The 20,425-nt window shown below is 37.3% G+C and carries 16 protein-coding genes and 1 pseudogene; 14 read left to right on the top strand and 3 right to left on the bottom strand.

Annotated elements, in window-relative coordinates; all coding sequences use genetic code 11:
* Positions 1 to 12 precede the first annotated feature (12 nt).
* From nikB to F0342_RS25185, 6 genes are all read left to right on the top strand, one after another.
* Positions 13 to 957: a nickel ABC transporter permease subunit NikB gene (nikB, locus tag F0342_RS21045; RefSeq protein WP_149157794.1), complete on the top strand. Its 945-nt coding sequence runs from the start codon at positions 13 to 15 to the stop codon at positions 955 to 957.
* Positions 954 to 1,784, top strand: coding sequence for a nickel ABC transporter permease subunit NikC (gene nikC, locus F0342_RS21040; protein ID WP_149157793.1), 831 nt, complete (start codon positions 954 to 956; stop codon positions 1,782 to 1,784). Before nikB ends, nikC begins: the two co-directional genes overlap by 4 nt.
* A 22-nt stretch (positions 1,785 to 1,806) precedes the next feature.
* Complete coding sequence (nikD, locus tag F0342_RS21035; RefSeq protein ID WP_149157792.1) at positions 1,807 to 2,634, top strand: nickel import ATP-binding protein NikD; 828 nt, start codon at positions 1,807 to 1,809, stop codon at positions 2,632 to 2,634.
* 33 nt (positions 2,635 to 2,667) lie between these two features.
* Complete coding sequence (gene nikE, locus F0342_RS21030; protein ID WP_149157791.1) at positions 2,668 to 3,489, top strand: nickel import ATP-binding protein NikE; 822 nt, start codon at positions 2,668 to 2,670, stop codon at positions 3,487 to 3,489.
* Between the two features lie 327 nt (positions 3,490 to 3,816).
* Positions 3,817 to 5,172: an MATE family efflux transporter gene (locus F0342_RS21025; protein ID WP_262481843.1), complete on the top strand. Its 1,356-nt coding sequence runs from the start codon at positions 3,817 to 3,819 to the stop codon at positions 5,170 to 5,172.
* Positions 5,173 to 5,700: 528 nt separating this feature from the next.
* Positions 5,701 to 5,886 (top strand): hypothetical protein, encoded by a 186-nt coding sequence (locus F0342_RS25185; RefSeq protein WP_223145739.1) that lies wholly within the window; start codon positions 5,701 to 5,703, stop codon positions 5,884 to 5,886.
* 33 nt (positions 5,887 to 5,919) lie between these two features.
* Here F0342_RS25185 and F0342_RS25755 read toward each other — a convergent pair.
* The 3 genes and pseudogenes from F0342_RS25755 to F0342_RS21010 all read right to left on the bottom strand — a co-directional run.
* Positions 5,920 to 6,088 (bottom strand): annotated as a pseudogene (locus F0342_RS25755) (cytoplasmic protein); the annotation flags it as partial.
* Between the two features lie 266 nt (positions 6,089 to 6,354).
* Positions 6,355 to 7,287: a response regulator gene (locus F0342_RS21015; protein WP_149157790.1), complete on the bottom strand. Its 933-nt coding sequence runs from the start codon at positions 7,285 to 7,287 to the stop codon at positions 6,355 to 6,357.
* A complete protein-coding gene (locus F0342_RS21010) occupies positions 7,287 to 8,603 on the bottom strand; it encodes a sensor histidine kinase (protein ID WP_149157789.1) in 1,317 nt (438 codons plus the stop codon). The genes F0342_RS21015 and F0342_RS21010 overlap by 1 nt, the downstream gene beginning before the upstream one ends.
* 343 nt (positions 8,604 to 8,946) lie before the next feature.
* Here F0342_RS21010 and F0342_RS21005 point away from each other — a divergent pair, with 343 nt between their 5' ends.
* The 8 genes from F0342_RS21005 to F0342_RS20970 all read left to right on the top strand — a co-directional run bounded on the left by F0342_RS21005 (position 8,947) and on the right by F0342_RS20970 (position 20,311).
* Entirely contained in the window at positions 8,947 to 9,927 is a 981-nt protein-coding gene (locus tag F0342_RS21005; RefSeq protein ID WP_316252640.1) for a glutaminase, read from the top strand.
* Positions 9,928 to 10,158: 231 nt separating this feature from the next.
* Positions 10,159 to 11,202 carry an asparaginase gene (locus F0342_RS21000; RefSeq protein WP_149157788.1) on the top strand — a complete coding sequence of 348 codons (1,044 nt, stop codon included), beginning with the start codon at positions 10,159 to 10,161 and terminating at the stop codon, positions 11,200 to 11,202.
* Positions 11,174 to 12,601, top strand: coding sequence for an aspartate ammonia-lyase (gene aspA / locus F0342_RS20995; protein WP_149157787.1), 1,428 nt, complete (start codon positions 11,174 to 11,176; stop codon positions 12,599 to 12,601). Before F0342_RS21000 ends, aspA begins: the two co-directional genes overlap by 29 nt.
* 208 nt (positions 12,602 to 12,809) lie before the next feature.
* Positions 12,810 to 14,216: a Na+/H+ antiporter NhaC gene (nhaC, locus tag F0342_RS20990; protein ID WP_149157786.1), complete on the top strand. Its 1,407-nt coding sequence runs from the start codon at positions 12,810 to 12,812 to the stop codon at positions 14,214 to 14,216.
* Positions 14,217 to 14,425: 209 nt separating this feature from the next.
* Complete coding sequence (licT, locus tag F0342_RS20985) at positions 14,426 to 15,253, top strand: BglG family transcription antiterminator LicT (protein ID WP_149157785.1); 828 nt, start codon at positions 14,426 to 14,428, stop codon at positions 15,251 to 15,253.
* Positions 15,254 to 15,395: 142 nt separating this feature from the next.
* Positions 15,396 to 17,345 (top strand): beta-glucoside-specific PTS transporter subunit IIABC, encoded by a 1,950-nt coding sequence (locus F0342_RS20980; RefSeq protein ID WP_149157784.1) that lies wholly within the window; start codon positions 15,396 to 15,398, stop codon positions 17,343 to 17,345.
* Between the two features lie 71 nt (positions 17,346 to 17,416).
* Complete coding sequence (locus F0342_RS20975) at positions 17,417 to 18,853, top strand: 6-phospho-beta-glucosidase (RefSeq protein ID WP_149157783.1); 1,437 nt, start codon at positions 17,417 to 17,419, stop codon at positions 18,851 to 18,853.
* 18 nt (positions 18,854 to 18,871) lie between these two features.
* Complete coding sequence (locus F0342_RS20970) at positions 18,872 to 20,311, top strand: glycoside hydrolase family 1 protein (RefSeq protein WP_149157782.1); 1,440 nt, start codon at positions 18,872 to 18,874, stop codon at positions 20,309 to 20,311.
* Positions 20,312 to 20,425 lie beyond the last annotated feature (114 nt).

Raw genomic sequence — 20,425 nt, 5'->3', positions numbered from 1 at the left:
GGAGAGGTTTTTATGGGTACTTATGTCTTGAAACGAATAATGACCATCGTTCCAATCTTTCTTATTGCTACTCTACTAACATTCGGAATGATTAACCTATCACCAGTGGATCCAGCTGAGGCATACTTTGCTGCAGCACATATTCAAGCTACAGATGAGATGTTGGAACAAAAAAGACATGAGTTTGGCTTAAATCAACCTCTTCTAATCCAATATGTGAACGCCCTTATTAAGATATGCCAACTTGATTTTGGCATATCTTATGTTACGAATAAACCTGTATGGGAAGAGATTTCTTCGCGATTGCCAGCAACTATTCAGTTAACTATAGGCAGTCTTTTGATTGCAATTTTAGTAAGTATCCCTTTGGGTTTTTTAGCAGGTATAAAGAAGAACAGTGCTATTGATCATTTTAGTCGATTCCTCTCTTTTATAGGGGCATCGATTCCATCATTTTGGCTTGGATATTTATTGATCTTTTTCTTTTCTGTAAAACTAGACCTTTTCCCAGTAGAAGGTACGGGAACCTGGAAGCATTTAATTTTGCCTTCAGTCACGTTGGCTTTTCCTTTAATAGCTTTATATACTCGCCTGTTACGCGCAAGTGTTCTTGATAATTTACAAGAGTCTTATGTGCTTTTTGCACGGACGAGGGGAATACATGAAAAGATTATAATGGGGAAGCATGTACTAAGAATTGCTATTTCTCCTATGATTACTGGGCTTGGAATGAATTTAGGGAACTTATTGACGGGGGCTATTATTGTAGAGGCAGTCTTTTCGTGGCCAGGGTTTGGGCGGTATTTTATTGACGCTATTTTTAACCGTGATGTTCCTGTTATTCAAGGCTATGTACTATTAGCAGCGGGAGTATTTCTTGTCAGCAACTTAATTGTTGACCTTATTCAAATGTATATTGACCCACGTATTTCCAGAAAAGGAAGGCAGTATCAATGATAGCAATGTTTCGTGGTGTATTAAAAAGTCAAAAAGTGATTGTCATATGTTCTCTAATACTGTGTATATTATTTTTGATCACAATATTTGCTCCGTGGCTTGCACCTAATGACCCAATCGCTGTTAATTTAGCTCATAAATTACAGCCACCTTCTTTGGATTATCCATTAGGGACAGATCATTTAGGTCGATGTACGTTTTCACGTATCTTATATGGGGCTCGAATATCGTTAGGCTTTGCCTTGCTAATTTTCTTTTCAGCTTTAAGTATTGGTTTAATCATTGGTATCATTGCTGGATATATAGGTGGTTGGGTTGATCAATTGCTAATGAGGATCGGTGATGGTCTAATGGCGATCCCAAGCCTTTTGTTTGTTCTTGGATTTGTTGGTATTTGGGGAACGGGTCTTAAACAAGTCATTTTAGGGTTAATTCTCGTACAATGGGTTTATTACGCAAGGGTAATACGAGGAATGGTCCTAAGCCTGAAAGAACAGAACTATATTATAGCGGCTAAAATTAGTGGTTCTTCTACATCGACTATCATGAAGAAACATATTGTTCCAAATGTTCTACCATCACTAGCAGTAATGGGAACATTAGAAATGGGTTGGGCAATTATGAATTTATCATCTATGTCCTTTTTAGGCTTAGGTGTGCAACCCCCTACTCCTGAATGGGGGGCGATGATTCTTGAAGGGAAGTCCTATATCAGAACAAATCCTACATTAATGATTTATCCGGGTTTAATGATTATGCTAGTCGTTGTTACCTTTAATTTATTAGGTGAATCACTATCAGAACGGTTTGGGGTTAAACGCCGCTAAATGAAAAAGGACTGTTGAATATATGGAAGCAAATGAGCGAGACATTTTAAATGTAAAAGACTTACATGTGCAAGTAAGAAACAATAAATGCTTTTCTACACTTGTTCAGGAAGTTAATTTTGGAATTAAAAAAGGGAAGATTCTGGGTCTTGTTGGGGAAAGTGGTAGTGGTAAAACTGTTACAAGTATGTCTATTCTACAGCTACATGAGAAGAATATGGATATTAGAGGGAGCATTATACTACAAGATAGGGAATTGAATGGTCTAGAAAACAAAGAAATGCGGAAAGTTCGAGGAAAGGAAATTGCTTTTATTATGCAAAATCCGATGAATGCCTTTACTCCCGTTTTTACGATTGGCCACCAATTTTCTGAGACGATTAGATCGCATACTTCATTAAATAAAAAGCAAGCAAAGGAGCTTGCGACTGATGTGATGGAAAGTGTAAATTTGCCAGATCCCAATAAATTGCTAAAAAGCTATCCATTTCAGTTAAGTGGTGGAATGCTTCAACGAGTTATGATTGCGATGGCTACATGCTTAAAACCGGCAGTTATTATTGCAGATGAGCCAACTACAGCACTTGATCTTCATAGCCAATTATTAGTACTTCGTCTATTAGATAAGATTCGTTCTGAGTATGGAACATCTATTCTTCTTATTTCACATGATCTTGGAGTTATTTCAGAGTTAGCTGACGATGTAATCGTGATGCGGCATGGAAGAATAGTAGAAACTGCAAATGTATTAGAACTATTTGATAATCCACAACATGAGTACACGAAGAAGCTGTTAAGAACAAGGCCAACCTTATATTCTCAAAAACAACCCTATTCCTATATGTTGTAACGGGCAAAACGAATTTCCCAAGAGGTGGAACCATTGAGCTTATTAGAGGTAAAACAAGTAAACTTTAGCTATAATTCTAAAAATTTTTTTAAAGGCAAGATCCAAACAAATAATATTCTTAATGGGATTTCCTTTGTTATTGAAGAAGGAAAATGTTTGGGGTTAATTGGTACAAGCGGAGCTGGGAAAAGTACTTTAGGGAAAGTAATTCTCGGAATTCAACGCCCACAGCAAGGTAAGGTTTTGTTTCAAGGATATGATATTTACAATTTAAATAAAGCTATCAAACAAAAAATACGCCGTGACCTTCAAGTTGTATTTCAGGACTCAAATTCCGCTGTTAATCCCCGAATGACAGCTGAACAAATTATATGTGAGCCGTTAGAGAACTTTGAAAAGCTATCTATTGAAGAAAAAAGAAGAATGGTCATTGAGCTATTAGAAAGAGTAGGCTTAAGTGAAAGGGATCTAAAAAAATACCCTCACCAATTTAGTGGTGGACAATTGCAAAGGATAAATATTGCTAGAGCAATTGCTCTTCAACCCAAATTAATTGTCCTTGACGAATCAGTTAGTAGTTTAGATATGGTTACACAAAGCTTAATTTTACAATTATTAAGCGATTTAAAAGATGACTTCGGCTTATCTTATCTTTTTATCACACATGATATTAAAGCAGCTTTCTCGATATCTGATCAAATTGGTGTCCTGGAAAAAGGAGAATTGATTGAGCTTTACGATTCAAAAGACCAATTTTTTTCATCCAAACACCCTATAGTTAAACGATTAAGAGAATCTATCCTTGCTGAACACCCGCGTTTTCGTACAATTTCAACGAAAGTAAACTGGGTTTGACACAAATAGATTATCTAAATAATCGCGAAGTTAGATAGGATAAAATGTAAATTTCTGGTTCCGACGATGACTCTAAAAAATTAGTAAGACATTTGCGTAAGGACAGGGAAACCTGTCTTTTTCTACATAATGAAAGAGATTATACTTTGTAATTATTAGGTAATTGTTGGTTAGGATTTATGAGTGTTCTTAAAGCGGGTATGTATCATGATGGAATAAAAATTTCAGGTCTAAGTAAGCCCCAAATTACCAGGCAATAATGGTTAACTGTAAAAGATAAACAAGTAGCTTCAACCGTTTAAGATATACATCAAGCAGGAGGAATTTATGAAATTGGCAACAGATTCTATGGTCTTAAATAACACTGCGCCTTATAGTCATAGGGAGTATTTGGTGTTGGCCATCCCACTCATTATATCTGGAATTTCAACTCCTATTTTAGGGGCTGTTGATACAGCGGTAGTAGGAAGAATTCCTGACCCGGCTTCAATTGGTGGAGTCTCTGTTGGAGCCGTTATATTTAACACGATGTACTGGCTGCTTGGTTTCCTACGAGTGAGTACAAGTGGATTTACCGCTCAGGCAGGAGGGGCAAATAAACAAAGTGAAATAATCCTTTCTTTTCTAAGGCCAATGATATTGGCTATATTGTTTGGCTTATTGTTTATCGTTTTACAGAATCCTATCCTTGCCATTGCCTTATCATTAATTGGAGGAAGTGAAGCTGTATCATCCTTTGCCTCAACTTATTTTTCTATTCGAATTTGGGGAGCACCATTTATTCTACTAAGCTATGTCATTATTGGTTGGCTTATTGGAATGGGGAAGGTTCGCTTAGCTTTGGCTATTCAAATATGGATGAATGTTTTAAACATTATATTAGATCTTGTTTTTGTTTTAGGATTAGGAATGAGAATTAAGGGCGTTGCTTATGCTACTCTTATAGCTGAGGTTAGTGCTGTTGTATTAGGGGTATGGCTCTTGTATTTGACGAATAAAGAGAGATTAGCTGGTATAAAGTTATCGATGTTGCTAGAAAAAGAACCCATTCTAAAAATGATGAAAATGAACAGGGATTTAGTCTTGAGGACTGTATGTTTGCTCACAATGACAGTAATTTTTACTTCTATGGGGGCAGGCCAGGGTGAAGTGACGTTAGCAGCCAATGCCATCCTACTACAAATTCACTATATTATAGCTTATTTATTTGGTGGTTTTGCCAATGCTTCAAGTATCTTAGTTGGCAGAGCTATAGGTGGGGCAAATCTGTTCCTTTATAAGCGGGCTTTTACTCTTTCAGCTCTTTGGGGATTAGCTTCAGCAATCTTTTTGAGTTTAAGCGTATTTATCTTTGGTAATAGTATTATAGCTTTCTTTACGACAATTCCAGAAGTAAAGGCTGTATCAGAAATTTATTTAGTGTGGATGCTTGTGTTTCCGATCTTTGGATTCTGGGGTTTGCAGTTAGAAGGAATTTTTTCTGGTGCTACTGAAGCAAAATCCATCCGTGATTCCATTACTTTAGCATTGATTGTCTTTTTAATAGCGCTTTGGTTTTTTGTCCCTTTATATCAAAATCACGGATTATGGATCTCGTTTGTAGTATTTAGTTTATCCCGTTCTTTCTTTTTATCGTTATTTGTGCCCAAATTGACTCGTGAAAAGTTTTCTATCAAAAACTAAACTTCAGAAGTCTATTACCTTAGTAAATAAATAACACTAAAAATGCTAACATATTGCTAACGCAATCCAGTAAAAAACGGTTAATTCCCATTAAAGATGTTACAGACAAAATTTAACAAAACATTGATATACAGCAATCTACGCACACCAGGTTAAAAATATTACGCACTCTCACCTTAGGGGCGGCATGATGTAATTCCGTTTCACTAAATTGTGAAGCTGCCTGATGTTTAAATAGTTTGTAAGTAAAGGACTACTTCTTATGAAAAGGAGGTAGTCCTTTTTTGCTTCGAGCATTTATAACGTTATGTTTATGTAGTATTTTTTAAACAAACGTTTGATTAAAGGAAAACTTTGTATTGTTCTGAAGGACCTAAATTTAAAGTGATAAATATCGACTAATTCTGCACGCTATAGTGAAATAGTCTTATAGAACAAAAAGGAGGATATGGTGATGGCGAAAAAAAGAATTCGCAAGCCTGGGCAGAGGCAAAAAAATGATGCCGGTAGAATGAGAGGGATATACAAATGGCTAAGGAGTTGGGGATAGCATCAAAGGGTTTAATTAAAAATATTCCTGCACCTAATCAGAAATGGAAGGCAGATTTGAAAGCACTTTATCAATTCGATGTTTTCCTATCACATCATCTAGTGCAATGTGTATCACCTTTATTCCTTGTTCTGCTTAGCTGGTTATCGGAATGGCTGACTTAATTGAGGATTCTTCTTTCTGCTCCTCCATTTCAGAAACATGCTCTGAGAACGTTTTATAGATAGCTAACTTTCGGTTCCACGTATGATTGTCTTCGCATTTATAAATCGCAAATTGGTATATGTTTTTTCCGTTTGCGTTATGCCTTCGCACATTCGTATCCGTAAAAACAGATAATTTGCCACACATTTTGCAGTGCTTCTTTCAGCTTGTTCTGGAGTTTGAGAAAGTTTCCAATGGAATGTTATATTTGACATTAATCCTTCACCTCTTAATTAAGATAAAGGAACACAAGCATCTATTTGGATGTCTTGCAGCGCGGTATTAAATTATTTTAAATAAATAAAAAAGGAGATCCTACACAAGGATCTCCTTTCGCATCGAGACTACGGGGGTGCTTGGTTCCTTTGTAATGAGAAAAATGATCATTACAAAGGAAAGTTTGGCATACGTATTCTCCTGTATCCTTTCTACCCTTCTAACATCATTCGTTTTGCTTCGAAATATAATACTTGAATAAATTTTTTTATATTTATTCGTGTAGTAGTGAAGGATGGCTTTGATTCATTTGTTAACTCTGTCATCTTTTTGCGAACCATCGTAAAGTCAAAAAACAGGGAAGAGTACTTTTCGAATTTTGCATTTGAAAAGTCTGTAAGTCCCAGAGATGCCATGTGAGTCAGTGCCTGATAAATAGTTCTGCGAACACGTTGCTTAGCAGCTTTAGCCTCTCTTCTAAGATTCCCTTCGTCTCCGACAGCTCCCAGCTTATTATTTGCTAAATGCTCATAAATTTCATTAAGAGATGGTAATCCGTGTTCAAATGTATCCTTTTTCTCATAATTAAATAAAATAGCCAATATCTCTAATAAATCTTTACTACCACTCTCGCCTGAAATACCTAATTCCGCCAAAAGGAACTCACCATAATGTTTAATATTATATTCCTTAAAAGCCGGCTCCTTTTGATTTAGGATAGAACCTATTTGAAGTACAGAATTTAATGATTTTTGAATATCGTGAATGGATTGTTGGAGACGAGTATGCTCCATTACTTTTCGGATGACAGCTATCACTTCTATTTTATTAATTGGCTTGATAATATAGTTTTCAATTCCAAGTGTATATGCTTTACCAATCAGATCCTTGGACTCCATTTGCGAAATCATAATGATTTTCCCCTTAAATACCGGTTTGATAGATTGAATAGTTTCAAAACCATCACGGGTGGGCATCAATAAATCAATCAATAAAATATCAACCTTTTTCAAGTTTAATGTTTCTCCATTTAATAATGCTCCATCATCGGATTCGCCAACAACTTGTCCCAAATCCCCATCTTCGATAATTTGAGCAAGCATGGAACGAACGGTGATATCATCATCTGTTATAAAAAAATTCATCAAGAATTCTCCTTTTCAACTAAATTATCAACTGGCAAGCTAATAATGAAGACGGTTCCTATGTTGTTTGAGCCACTTTTAAAGGTAATCTTTCCATTAAACTTTTTGACCATATCTTCTAAAAAAGTTAGCCCGATACCCGTTGAAGGATTGCCCATACTGTCAAACTTAGAAGTGAAGCCAGGTTTAAATATTAAGTCCCTATTCCTTTCCGGAATACCAGGTCCGTCATCTTCAATCCGAAAATGAACAGAATTTTCCTGAAAACTAACCTCTATTTCGATGGTTCCCATTTCTTTAATGGCTTCTACCGCGTTGGCAACTAAATTATTTATTATCGATAGAATGGTATAAATATGGTAACGGGGGTGATTCCCTTTTATGTGATAATGAAAAAGGATATCTTTTTCTAATAAATGTGCATACTTTTCATTGGATCGCACAATTATTTTTATTAAATCCGTAATATGGACATAGTCTGTAAAGCCTTCATTTGAGATAAGCTTGGATAAGCCCGCATAAATTCTCTGATTGTCTTTTTTAACATCATGTATTTTACCAGCTATTTCCAGTAATTGTTGACGGGTTTTTTTAAGGAGTTTATTGTCTACATCATGATTTCCATTTAATTCTCTATATAATTCGTAAGCTTTCATTGTAATCGTTTCAGAATTTTGAAATGTCTTTTTTAAATGAATAGATTCTTCATATAAGTTCGATACATGCAATAACATATATTCATTTTGCTTCCGTACTTCTATCTCCCGGGACTGTGCCTCATATAATTTCATCATACTAAATACTCCTAATACCATAAAACTATGAGCAAGAGCCATAAGGAACATTTCCAACAATGATCCTGAAGTAATGATACCTCTAAACATTATATATTGTAAGAATATTTCTACAAGATTCGATAATATTTCAATGGTAATTCCATAGAAACCAATGATCAAAGGTTGCCGATGAAAACGATTAACCTTAAATAAATAGAAAAGGGAAGTATAAGTGAAGTAAAAGAAAAAACTCGGATAATGAGATTCAAAAGAAATAAACCAGTTAAAGTTTACTCCCATAATTGAATCTAGCAGCATACGAAAAAACACAACAAGAATAGCTGGTAAAAAGCCTGGGATAATGCCGGTTTTTCTTAAAAAAAGTAGAAAAAGAAAAAGAGTTGGCGGCCCTAAGCTGACACGAAATGTTTCATTAATGGGATAAAAGTGTATTTCTCCAGCTAATGGAACAAAAAACATCATCAAAATAATAATGGTACGTTCTTTTCTAAATAAAGGATTTATACCCAAAACTATCACTTCCGATTTTAATATTCTTACTAGTTAGGTTAGTTTATATAATGATTTTTTAAAAGATTTATTTGTAGTATTCGGTTTCTTTGTGTAACTCTGATTCTAAAATGAATGAGAATGACCAGGAATTATATCTGTTTTACCTTAAGCTCTGTTATAGCATCATGTTGATTTTGAAGAAGTCCCAGCTGGTATTGAAGCTTGGGTGGAGACCCCGCCGGCGCAGCCGCTGAGGCATTATCAGCACCCCGCGGAAAGCGAAGCCTTGCGCGGAAATCAACAGCGGTGTTTACAAGAGCCTTGCTTTAAAAAGAAAACGTTTACAGGGGGTGGGTTAGTGCATCATCAAATAATAAAAGAAATAATTCAAACTAGTATCCCCAAGGAAGAAGAAAATCTTTGTGAATGGGTCATGAATTACCGTTCCCTTGGTTTGAAAGGCCGATGTGCCGACTATATCCCAGCATTGGGGGAGTCTAACCAATCGGATTTGGGAGTTTACATGATTAGTTCTGATGGTGTAGAGATGAAGGCAGGAGATTGGGATGTTCCTTTTACTTTACAAAGTATCTCAAAAGTTATCAGTTTTATTGCAGCATGTTTAGACCGTGGAATTCCTTATGTATTAAATCGCGTGGATGTAGAACCAACAGGGGATGCATTTAACTCTATTGTTCGATTGGAAATTCATAAGCCGGGCAAACCGTTTAACCCAATGATTAATGCGGGAGCGCTTACAGTAGCATCTCTTCTTAATGGGGAAACCCCGGAGCAAAAGCTGGAATCGATATACGCGTTAATAGAAAAAATGATTGGGAAACGACCAACAATTAATGAAAAAGTATATCAGTCCGAGTGGAAAACAGCCAATCGAAATAGAGCCTTAGCCTATTATTTGAAAGAGAGTGGATTTTTGGAATTAGAGGTAGAGGATGCATTAGAGGTTTACTTAAGACAATGTTCAATCGAAGTAGATACAAAAGATATTGCTCAAATTGGATTAATACTATCACAAAATGGATATGACCCAATTCATAAGAGGCAAGTCTTTCCTAAACAAATAGCACAGCTGACGAAAGGCTTAATGCTGACTTGCGGGATGTATAATGCTTCTGGTAAATTCGCCGCATTTGTCGGTGTACCAGCGAAAAGTGGGGTATCAGGAGGCATCATGGCATCAGTACCTGCCAGATATCCACAAGAATCCCCTTTCCAAACCGGCTGTGGTATCGGTATTTATGGACCAGCTATAGATGAATATGGTAATAGCCTTGCAGGTGTCGAGTTGTTAAAACATATTGCTGAGGAGTATAACTTTAGTATTTTTTAATTCGTTAATTAAATCATTTTAATGGAGGAATTATCTCGTGTGGATCATCACTTCTCATTCAAAAAACAACATTATTAAAATATTTGAATTTAGCACGGGAAAGAGGCAAAAGAAACTTTTAAGAGAATGGAAGGTTATAAAATACTAACCGAAGTGATTTATTTTAATGAATTTAATTAGCTGAAACATGATGGAATTTGCGTAAAACGCAGCATTTAAGGAGGTATCCTATTGAAGAAATTGATGTTACTTACTACTGGTGGAACAATTGCTTCATTAGCAGGGAAAAATGGACTGGCACCTGAGCTGAAAGCAGATGAAATCTTAAGTTATCTTCCAGATATAAATTTGCTTTGTCAAATGGATAGTAAGCCTTTGATGAATATAGATAGTACAAATATGCAGCCGGAAAATTGGGTTGAATTAGCAAAATCCATTTATGAGCATTACCATGATTACGATGGCTTTGTAATTACTCATGGCACAGATACAATGGCCTACACTTCTGCTGCACTCTCCTATATGTTGCAAAATGTAGGAAAACCAATTGTCTTTACAGGATCTCAAATCCCGATTGCTTTTCAGAAAACGGATGCTAAAAGGAATGTCTCTGATGCTATCCGCTTTGCTTGTGAAGAAATCGGGGGAGTATATGTAGTATTTGATGGCAGAGTTATTCAGGGAACAAGAGCCATTAAATTGAGAACAAAAAGCTATGACGCGTTTGAAAGTATAAATTACCCTTACATCGCTTTTATAAATAATGAAGGTATTTATTATGATAAACCGGTAAGTACACCAAAGAATAAAGAGATTAAATTGGAAACCTCCCTATGTACAGATGTTTTATTAGTCAAGTTGTACCCTGGAATAAAGCCTGAAATTTTTGACTCTCTGAAAGATCAATGTAAAGGGATTGTAATTGAGAGCTATGGAAGTGGCGGTATTCCATTTGAAAGAAGAAATATTGTGGAAAAATTAATCGATTTGGCGAAATGCGGGATATCTATTGTCGTTACTACGCAATGTCTAGAAGAGGGAGAGGATATAGATATTTATGAAGTAGGGAGAAAAGTAGGTCGTGATAGTATTATTCGTTCAAGGAATATGAATACAGAAGCCATCGTTCCTAAATTGATGTGGGTACTGGGCAAGACTCAGGATCCGCAAGAGGTGAAGGAAATGATGGAAACGCCAATTGCTGAGGACTTATATTATAGAAGTTACAAAGGGAGTGAAGGAAGTAATGAAAGACAAGAACGTATACCGAATTGAGAAAGATTTTCTCGGTGAAAAGGAGATACCAGCAGATGTTTATTATGGAATTCAAACTTTACGGGCTGTAGAAAATTTCCCGATAACTGGATATACCATTCATATAGAAATGATTAAAGCGCTGGCGATAGTTAAAAAAGCGGCAGCACTTGCCAATATGGATACGAAACGTCTATATGAAGGGATCGGTAAGGCAATCATCCAATCCTCAGATGAAATTATAGAAGGAGAATGGCACGAGTATTTTATCGTCGATCCGATTCAGGGAGGAGCCGGTACTTCAATGAATATGAATGCGAATGAAGTCATTGCAAACCGTGCGCTTGAACTCCTTGGCCATCATAAAGGCGACTACTGGAAAATAAGCCCGAACAGACATGTGAATATGTCGCAATCAACGAATGATGTATTTCCGACAGCGATTCATATCTCCACCCTTAATATGCTGAAAAACCTTCTGGATACTATGAGTGACATGTTACATATCTTCAAGGAAAAAGCTCAGCAATTTGATCCGATCATAAAAATGGGTCGTACCCATCTTCAAGATGCAGTACCAATTCGCCTTGGTCAAGAATTTGAAGCATACAGCCGTGTTTTGGAACGTGACATAAAAAGGATTGGACAAGCTCGCCAGCATCTTTATGAAGTGAATATGGGTGCTACAGCTGTAGGGACAGGATTAAATGCTGACCAAATGTATATAAAAAATGTCGTAAAGCATCTTTCAGACATAAGCGGATTACCGCTTGTAGGAGCCGAGCACCTTGTTGATGCTACACAAAATACCGATGCATACACAGAAGTATCAGCAGCATTGAAGGTCTGCATGATAAACATGTCCAAAATAGCGAATGATTTACGATTGATGACATCCGGCCCTCGTGCTGGACTTGGGGAGATTACTCTACCATCACGCCAGCCCGGTTCCTCCATTATGCCTGGAAAAGTCAACCCGGTAATGCCTGAGCTCATTAACCAAGTTGCCTTTCAGGTGATCGGAAACGACCATACGATTTGCTTGGCCTCTGAAGCCGGACAACTGGAATTAAACGTAATGGAACCCGTGTTGGTTTTTAACCTGCTTCAATCCATCAGCATCATGAACAATGCATTCCGAAGCTTTACAGATTTCTGCTTAAAAGGAATTGAGGCAAACGAAGACCGGTTGAAGGAATATGTTGAAAAAAGTGTGGGATTGCTTACAGCCGTAAATCCGCACATAGGGTATGAAGTTGCATCGCGAATTGCTCGGGAGGCCATCTTAAAAGGTAAATCGATTCGAGAGCTTTGTTTACAATATGATGTTTTGACAGAGGAAGAAATCGATTTGATTTTAAATCCTTACGAAATGACCAATCCTGGCATATCAGGCGGTGCTTTAACCGAGCGAGTGTAACATGATAAATCTATGGATCAAGATCAATTGATTTTCTTTAAAAAGCCCTTATCATTGGGGGCCATAGTTTTATAGGGAAAGGTACTGAGCTATTATTATAATTTATCTTTTTTCATATTAAACCTTTTAATTGACGGTTGATATATAGATTAAGGATAAACTTTTATAATAGGATGGTGAAAGCGCATTATTTCAGGGGGGTGGAAAGGTGAAGCAAGTTCGATTACCATCTATATTAGAAATTACTATTACATTTGGATTGTTTTTAGCCATTGTTTTTTCTTTTACCGTTATGTTTGATTTACCTATACAGCTGGCACTACTTATATCGTGGTTTATTGTTATATTACTTGGTTTACGGTTAGGACACCGATATCAGCAACTGCAAGAAGCTATTACAAATGGGATTTCGAATGGGCTTGAGGCCATATTAATACTAGTTGTCGTTGGTGCACTAATCGGGACCTGGATTGCAGGAGGAATTGTACCGACCCTTATATATTACGGTTTGGAGTTTATCCATCCCAGCATTTTTTTGTTGGCAACTCTAGTCATTTGCTCGATAACATCTTTGGCTACAGGTACGTCATGGGGAACTGTTGGGACTGCTGGAATAGCGATGATGGCAATTGGGGAAGGGATGGGTATCCCACTTCCACTGGTGGCTGGTGCCGTTCTATCAGGTGCATACTTTGGAGATAAGCTTTCTCCGTTATCTGACAGTACTGTACTTGCGGCGTCTATGTCGAAAGTGGATGTAATTGCACACGTACGTGCAATGCTATATTTAGATATACCTGCATACCTTATTACGGCTATCCTTTTTACGATAGCAGGATTTATATATGGCGGCAAAAATACTGATTTAGAAAAAGTGGAATTTCTTAAGACTGCATTACTGGAAAACTTTAATATTCAAATTTGGATGCTCATTCCGGCTATTTTTGTCCTTCTAATGCTGGCACTGAAGAAACCTTCTGTTCCGACAATTGCTGCAGGGGCTCTCTTGGGGACTATTTGGGCTTCTGCATTCCAAGGGATAGATTATTCCGTAGCCCTTGGAATGGCTTACAATGGTTTTTCCATAGACACAGGCATTGAATTCATGGATGATCTTTTGAATCGCGGGGGGATCCAGGGAATGCTGGGCTCCATCGTCGTTATTCTTTTCGGATTAGGTTTTGGCGGTCTATTGGAACATTTAGGAGTACTAAAAGTAATAGTGTCCAAATTCCAGAAGAAGCTGACTTCAGCAGGTAATGTGACCCTATCAACCATAATTGTGGCCTTTTTAGCGAATGTATTTGGCTGCGCAATGTACGTTTCATTAATATTAACACCAAAAATCATGGAAAAAAACTATGATAAACTATACATTGATCGAAGAGTTTTATCTCGAAATTCTGAAGTCGGCGGTACGATGACATCAGGGATGATTCCTTGGACCGATAACGGGATATTCATGGCAGGTATTCTAGGTATATCTACCTTTTCCTATGTCCCATTTATGTGGCTAAGTTTTGTTTCCATTGCCCTTGCGATTATTTACGGATATACAGGAAAATACATTTGGTACACTAAAAATGACGTTCAGGAACTTCGCCAGCAGGTATGATTCGCTCAACAGCTCAATTAGAATGATACTTTCAAAAAATTGAGGGGTTAGTTATTCTTTTACTGCTAAAAAAGGTTGCGTATTCAATGAGTATTTAGTATTATTAAAGAAAGCGCATACAGAACGGATTGTTACTGTTAAATCAGGCAAAACCGATTCCTTTAAAAAAAGGGAAGGTTTTGCCTTTTTTGTTATCGGAGGTGGACAAAGTGAAGATTAATAAGATACTGAACAACAATGTGATTGTCACCATGAAAGGCAAGCAGGAAGTAATTGTGATGGGGCGCGGACTCGCCTTTAATAAGCGTGTTGGAGAAGAAATCGATGAAGATAAATTAGAAAAAATCTTCACTTTGGAAGACCGGGATATTACAAAGAAGTTCAAGGCCTTAATTGCCGATATTCCTATGGAGTACATGGAGCTTTCGGAAAAGATCATACATTACGCCAAGCAAAAGCTTGGGAAGAAACTCAATGATAGTATCTACATCTCTTTAACCGACCATATTCATTTTGGGATTGAACGTTATAATAATAATCTTCCAATTAAAAATGGATTGCTCTGGGAAACGAAGAACCTTTATAAAGAGGAATTTGAAATTGGGCTTGAAGCCTTGAATATGATTTGTGAACGGTTCGGTTGTCTTTTACCTGAAGATGAAGCCGGGTTTATTGCACTCCATCTAGTGAATGCCCAGCTGAATGAAGACATGACCAATACCGTTGACATGACAAAGGTGATTCAAGATATTTTAACCATCGTGAAATACAGCTTTAAAATCGACTTTGATGAGAACTCTTTGAACTATCATCGGTTTATCACTCATTTAAAATTCTTTGCAAACCGGCTAGTCAAAGGAGAGCATTATAAAGGTGAGAAAGACGATCTTTTAAATGTCATTATGAACAAGTATCCCGATGCTTATCAATGTTCCTTAAAGATCAAAAATTTTGTGGAAAAGCAATACAGGTATGAGTTAACAGAAGAGGAAATCCTTTACTTGACGATCCATATTGAACGAAGTGTAAAAAGATAAATACTGATTCCATTTTAGGATTGTTACTCTGTGAGGCAAAACCTAAATTACGGGAATGACAGGTGTTCTATGTCTGTTCTTCACGTAGTTTAGGTTTTTTCTTTATAAAAAATTGATTTCAAATTAATTGGGGGTGCATGGCATGAGCCATCATGCATTAGCAAGGAAAATTTTAGATTTAGTTGGCGGGAAGGAAAATGTTAATAGTGTTTTCCATTGCATTACAAGACTTCGCTTTAAACTAAAAGATGAATCAAAAGCGAAAACAGATGAACTGAAAAATTTAGATGGTGTGGTAACAGTTAGGCAAAGCGGTGGACAATATCAAGTTGTTATAGGAAATCATGTACCTGAGGTATACAAAGAAGTTGCAGCCATTGGAGGATTTTCTACAAAACAAAGCCAGGATGTAAATGAAGAAGAGGATAAAGGGAATTTCTTGTCACGTTTTATTGACTTAATCTCTGGAATCTTCACTCCAATCCTTGGTGTATTAGTAGCCGCAGGTATGATCAAAGGTTTTACGGCTTTATTTATTGCACTTGGTTGGTTAACAAACACAGGCGGAACTTATCAAATATTAAATGCAACTGGTGACGCGCTGTTTTACTTCCTGCCGGTAATCCTTGGATATACAGCAATGAAGAAATTCGGCGGAACACCGTTCTTGGGAATTGTCATTGGTTCTGCCCTGGTTTACCCTGCTCTGTCGACAGTAACTGCGGGTGAACCGCTTTATACATTATTTGCAGGTACTTTATTTGAATCACCGGTATTTATTGAATTCTTGGGTATCCCAGTCATTTTGATGACCTATTCATCAAGTGTTGTTCCAATTATTATAGCATCATTCTTCGCTGCAAAAGTAGAACGTGGATTTGCTAAAGTTGTACCTAGTGTTGTGAAAACATTCTTAGTTCCAACATTGACTTTGCTTGTAGTTGTACCGTTCACATTTATTTTAATAGGACCGATCGCTACTTGGGCATCTAATATGGTTGGTGCAGGTACTGTTTGGGTTTATGATTTAAGTCCTATTATTGCAGGTGTTTTACTTGGTGCCTTCTGGCAGGTTTTCGTTATCTTTGGATTGCATTGGGGACTTGTTCCAGTAGCGATTAATAACATGATGACGTTAGGTGCTGATCCAATTTTAGCAGGAATATTCGCTGCTTCATTTGCACAAACAGGTGCTGTTTTGGGTGTATGGATGAAAACTAGAAATCAAAAATTAAAAACACTGAGTGCTCCAGCATTTATCTCTGGTTTGTTTGGTGTGACAGAACCAGCGATTTATGGTATTACACTTCCAAAGAAAAAACCTTTTGTCATGAGTTGTATTGCTGCCGGTATTGGTGGAGGAATCATTGGATTCTTCGGTACAAAAACATATATTATGGGGGGATTAGGGGTATTTGGATTCCCAAGTTACATCCATCCAGAAGAAGGCATGAATACGGCTTTCTGGGGAATCATCGTAGCCGTTATCGTAGCCTCTATCTTAGGATTCGTTTTAACTTATTTCTTTGGTGGAGTGAATAAAGAGGAAACACCATTAGAGAAAACGAATAGTACAGCGAAAAAGGGTGTTACAATTGACAGCCCTTTAAAAGGTCAAATCGTTCCATTAAGTGAGGTTTCTGATAAAGTTTTTGCAACAGGAGCAATGGGTAAAGGAATTGCTGTTTTACCAACTGAAGGCCGTGTAGTTGCTCCAGCAAGCGGGGTCGTTACGACATTATTTAAAACAAAGCATGCAATTGGTCTAACTTCAGATGAAGGAGTAGATATCCTGATGCATGTAGGGATTGATACCGTCCAATTAGATGGTAAACACTTCACTGCTCATATCAAGCAAGGAGACAGAGTGAATGCAGGAGATCTTCTTGTAGAATTCGATATTGAAAAAATCAAAGAAGAAGGCTATGAAGTGGTAACACCAGTGATCATTACAAATCACAGCAATTTTGCCGGTTTGGAAGTAACAAAAGTAAAAGCTGTTAATGCTAATGATCCGTTAATCAATATCAAAGCATCAGAAGACACACCTGTAGAGGTTAGTGAAAATAATCTAGCAGATGTAAGAGTTTAGTAATTGAATAGATATGGTTTTTGCCAAGTGAAACCATATATTTTCTTTTTTTCTGAAATGGAGGTCATAGTATGGAAAAAATTAAAGGTTTTTCAAGCGATTTTCTTTGGGGGGGCGCAATTGCGGCAAACCAGGCTGAAGGGGCGTACCTTGATGGTGGAAAAGGTTTAACCATTGTTGATTTGCTTCCAACAGGAAAGGAGCGTTGGGACATAATGAATGGAAAGATTGATAGTCTGGTACCGGATCAGAATGAATTTTATCCAGGCCATGAGGCAATCGATTTTTATCATCATTATAAAGCGGATATTGCTCTCTTTGCTGAAATGGGCTTTAAAGCACTGCGTCTTTCTATTTCATGGGCAAGGATTTTTCCAAATGGTGATGATGAAACGCCAAATGAGGAAGGCCTGAAATTCTACGATGATGTATTCGATGAACTACTAAAATACAATATTGAACCGGTTGTCACCATTGCTCATTTTGATGTTCCGGTTACTCTGATAGAAAAGTACGGCAGCTGGAGAAATAGAGAACTAGTTGGGTTCTTCGAGCGATATGCAAAAACGATTTTTAATCGCTACAAAAATAAAGTGAAGTACTGGATGACCTTTAATGAAATCAATATGCTGCTCCATTTGCCTTTCATTGGTGCAGGTCTTGTTTTCAAAGAAGGAGATAATAAGAAACAAATTCAATATCAAGCAGCTCACCATCAATTGCTTGCCAGTGCACTGGCTGTGAAAGCAGGACATGAAATCAATCCGGAATTTCACATTGGATGTATGCTTGCTGCCGGCATGACATATCCATACACTTCAAACCCTGATGATGTATGGGATGGTATGGACAAAGATAGAGAATCATTCTTCTTCATTGATATTCAAGCTAGAGGGGCATATCCTGGTTACGCAAAACGCTACATGCAAGAGAATGGTATTGAAATTGAAATTCAGCCAGAAGATGAAGAAATCTTGAAAAACGGAACCGTTGATTATATTGGATTCAGTTATTACGCATCCCGCACGACAAGTACTGATCCTGAAGTTCTTAAGCATCAAACATCAGGAAATGTATTCGGTTCAATTGAAAATCCTTATCTGGAAAAGTCAGAATGGGGGTGGACGATTGACTCGAAAGGATTCCGCATAACTATGAATCAATTACATGACCGTTATCAAAAACCTTTGTTTGTTGTTGAAAATGGGTTAGGTGCCCAGGATGTTCCTGATGACTCCAGCGAAATTTTGGACGATTATCGAATCGAATACTTACGCAAGCATGTAAATCAAATGAAAGAAGCAGTTAAAGATGGTGTTGAACTCATCGGATATACAAGCTGGGGGCCAATCGACATTGTGAGCGCGTCAACGGGTGAGATGAAGAAACGATACGGCTACATATATGTCGATAAAGATAATGAAGGCAATGGGACATTAGGCAGAAAGAAAAAGAAAAGCTTTTACTGGTATCAAAATGTAATCAAAACAAATGGTGAAGATCTATAAAAAATAGGAGGTAATAGTATGGATAAAACATATCATTTTCCTGAGAACTTTTTATGGGGCGGGGCGACAGCTGCCAATCAATTAGAAGGTGGATACAATGAAGGAGGCAAAGGGCCGAACCTTGCAGATGTCTTGCCTGGGGGGAAAGTACGTCTAAAGCTTCTATCTCAGCCTGGGTTTGATTTTGAAGTAGATACAGAGAAATATACTTACCCAAATCATGAAGCGATTGATTTTTATCACCGGTACAAGGAAGATATCGCTTTGTTTGCTGAAATGGGATTCAAAGTGTTCCGGATGAGTATTGCCTGGAGCCGAATTTTCCCTAAGGGTGACGAGCTTGAACCGAATGAAGAGGGCTTGGCTTTTTATGACCGAGTATTTGATGAGCTTCATAAGCACGGAATCGAGCCGTTGGTGACAATTGCACACTACGAAACACCATTACATTTGATAAAAGAATATGGTGGATGGAAAAACCGTAAGCTGATTGAATTTTTCGAGCGCTATGTTACAGTCATATTCAATCGCTATAGTCATAAAGTGAAGTATTGGTTAACGTTTAATGAAATTAATGGTGCTACACACTTCCCGTTGTTTGGGCTAGGGTTTTCAGTAACAAGTGAGGAAACACGTCTTCAAGAGAGCTTCCAAGGACTGCATAATCAATTTGTAGCAAGTGCCATTGCCGTAAAACTCGGACATAAAATCATTCCTAATTCACAAATTGGTTGTATGCTGATTTACGCGCCGACATACTCATATGATTGCAATCCAGAAAACGTGATGTACGCTTTAGAAGAAGGAAGAATCTTTAATTTCTTCTGCGGAGATGTGCAAGTTCGAGGAGAATATCCAACGTTCATGAAACGAATCTTCAAAGAGAACAACATTGAAATTGATATGCATGAAGGTGATCTAGACACAATCAGAGAAGGAACGGTAGATTTTATTTCATTCAGTTATTATATGTCAAGAACAGATAAAAAACATAAAACACCAGAAGAGGTTGGCGAAGGAAATCTCATTGGTGGAGTTAAAAACCCATTCCTTAAAGCAAGTGATTGGGGTTGGGAGATTGACCCGACTGGTCTCCGTATTGCATTGAATGAGTTATATGACCGTTATCAAAAACCTTTAATGGTCGTTGAAAACGGACTAGGAGCATACGATAAAGTGGAAGAAAACGGTAGTATTAATGACGATTATCGTATTGATTATTTACATGACCATATCAAAGCCATGGGAGAAGCAATTGAAGATGGTGTCAATCTAATTGGCTATACATCATGGGGTTGTATCGACTTAGTTAGTGCCTCGACAGGAGAATACTCAAAGAGATATGGCTTCATTTACGTTGACAAGCATGATGACGGAAGTGGAACCTTGGAAAGAAAAAGGAAGAAATCTTTCTTTTGGTATAAAGATGTCATCAGTTCGAATGGAGAGAATCTATAATTCCCTTACTTGGGTTATTTTAAGAGAGAGTAGATCTTCTATTCTCTCTTTTTTGGTGTGCCCAGCATGTGCACACGCTTTAGAGGTAAAGTCCCGAACGGTGAAGGTCGTTGT

It is taken from the genome of Bacillus sp. CH30_1T, assembly GCF_008364765.1.
Lineage (GTDB): Bacteria > Bacillota > Bacilli > Bacillales > Bacillaceae_B > Rossellomorea.
The sequence above is the reverse complement of the archived record's forward strand: the minus strand, read 5'-3'. Positions and strand labels throughout refer to the sequence as shown.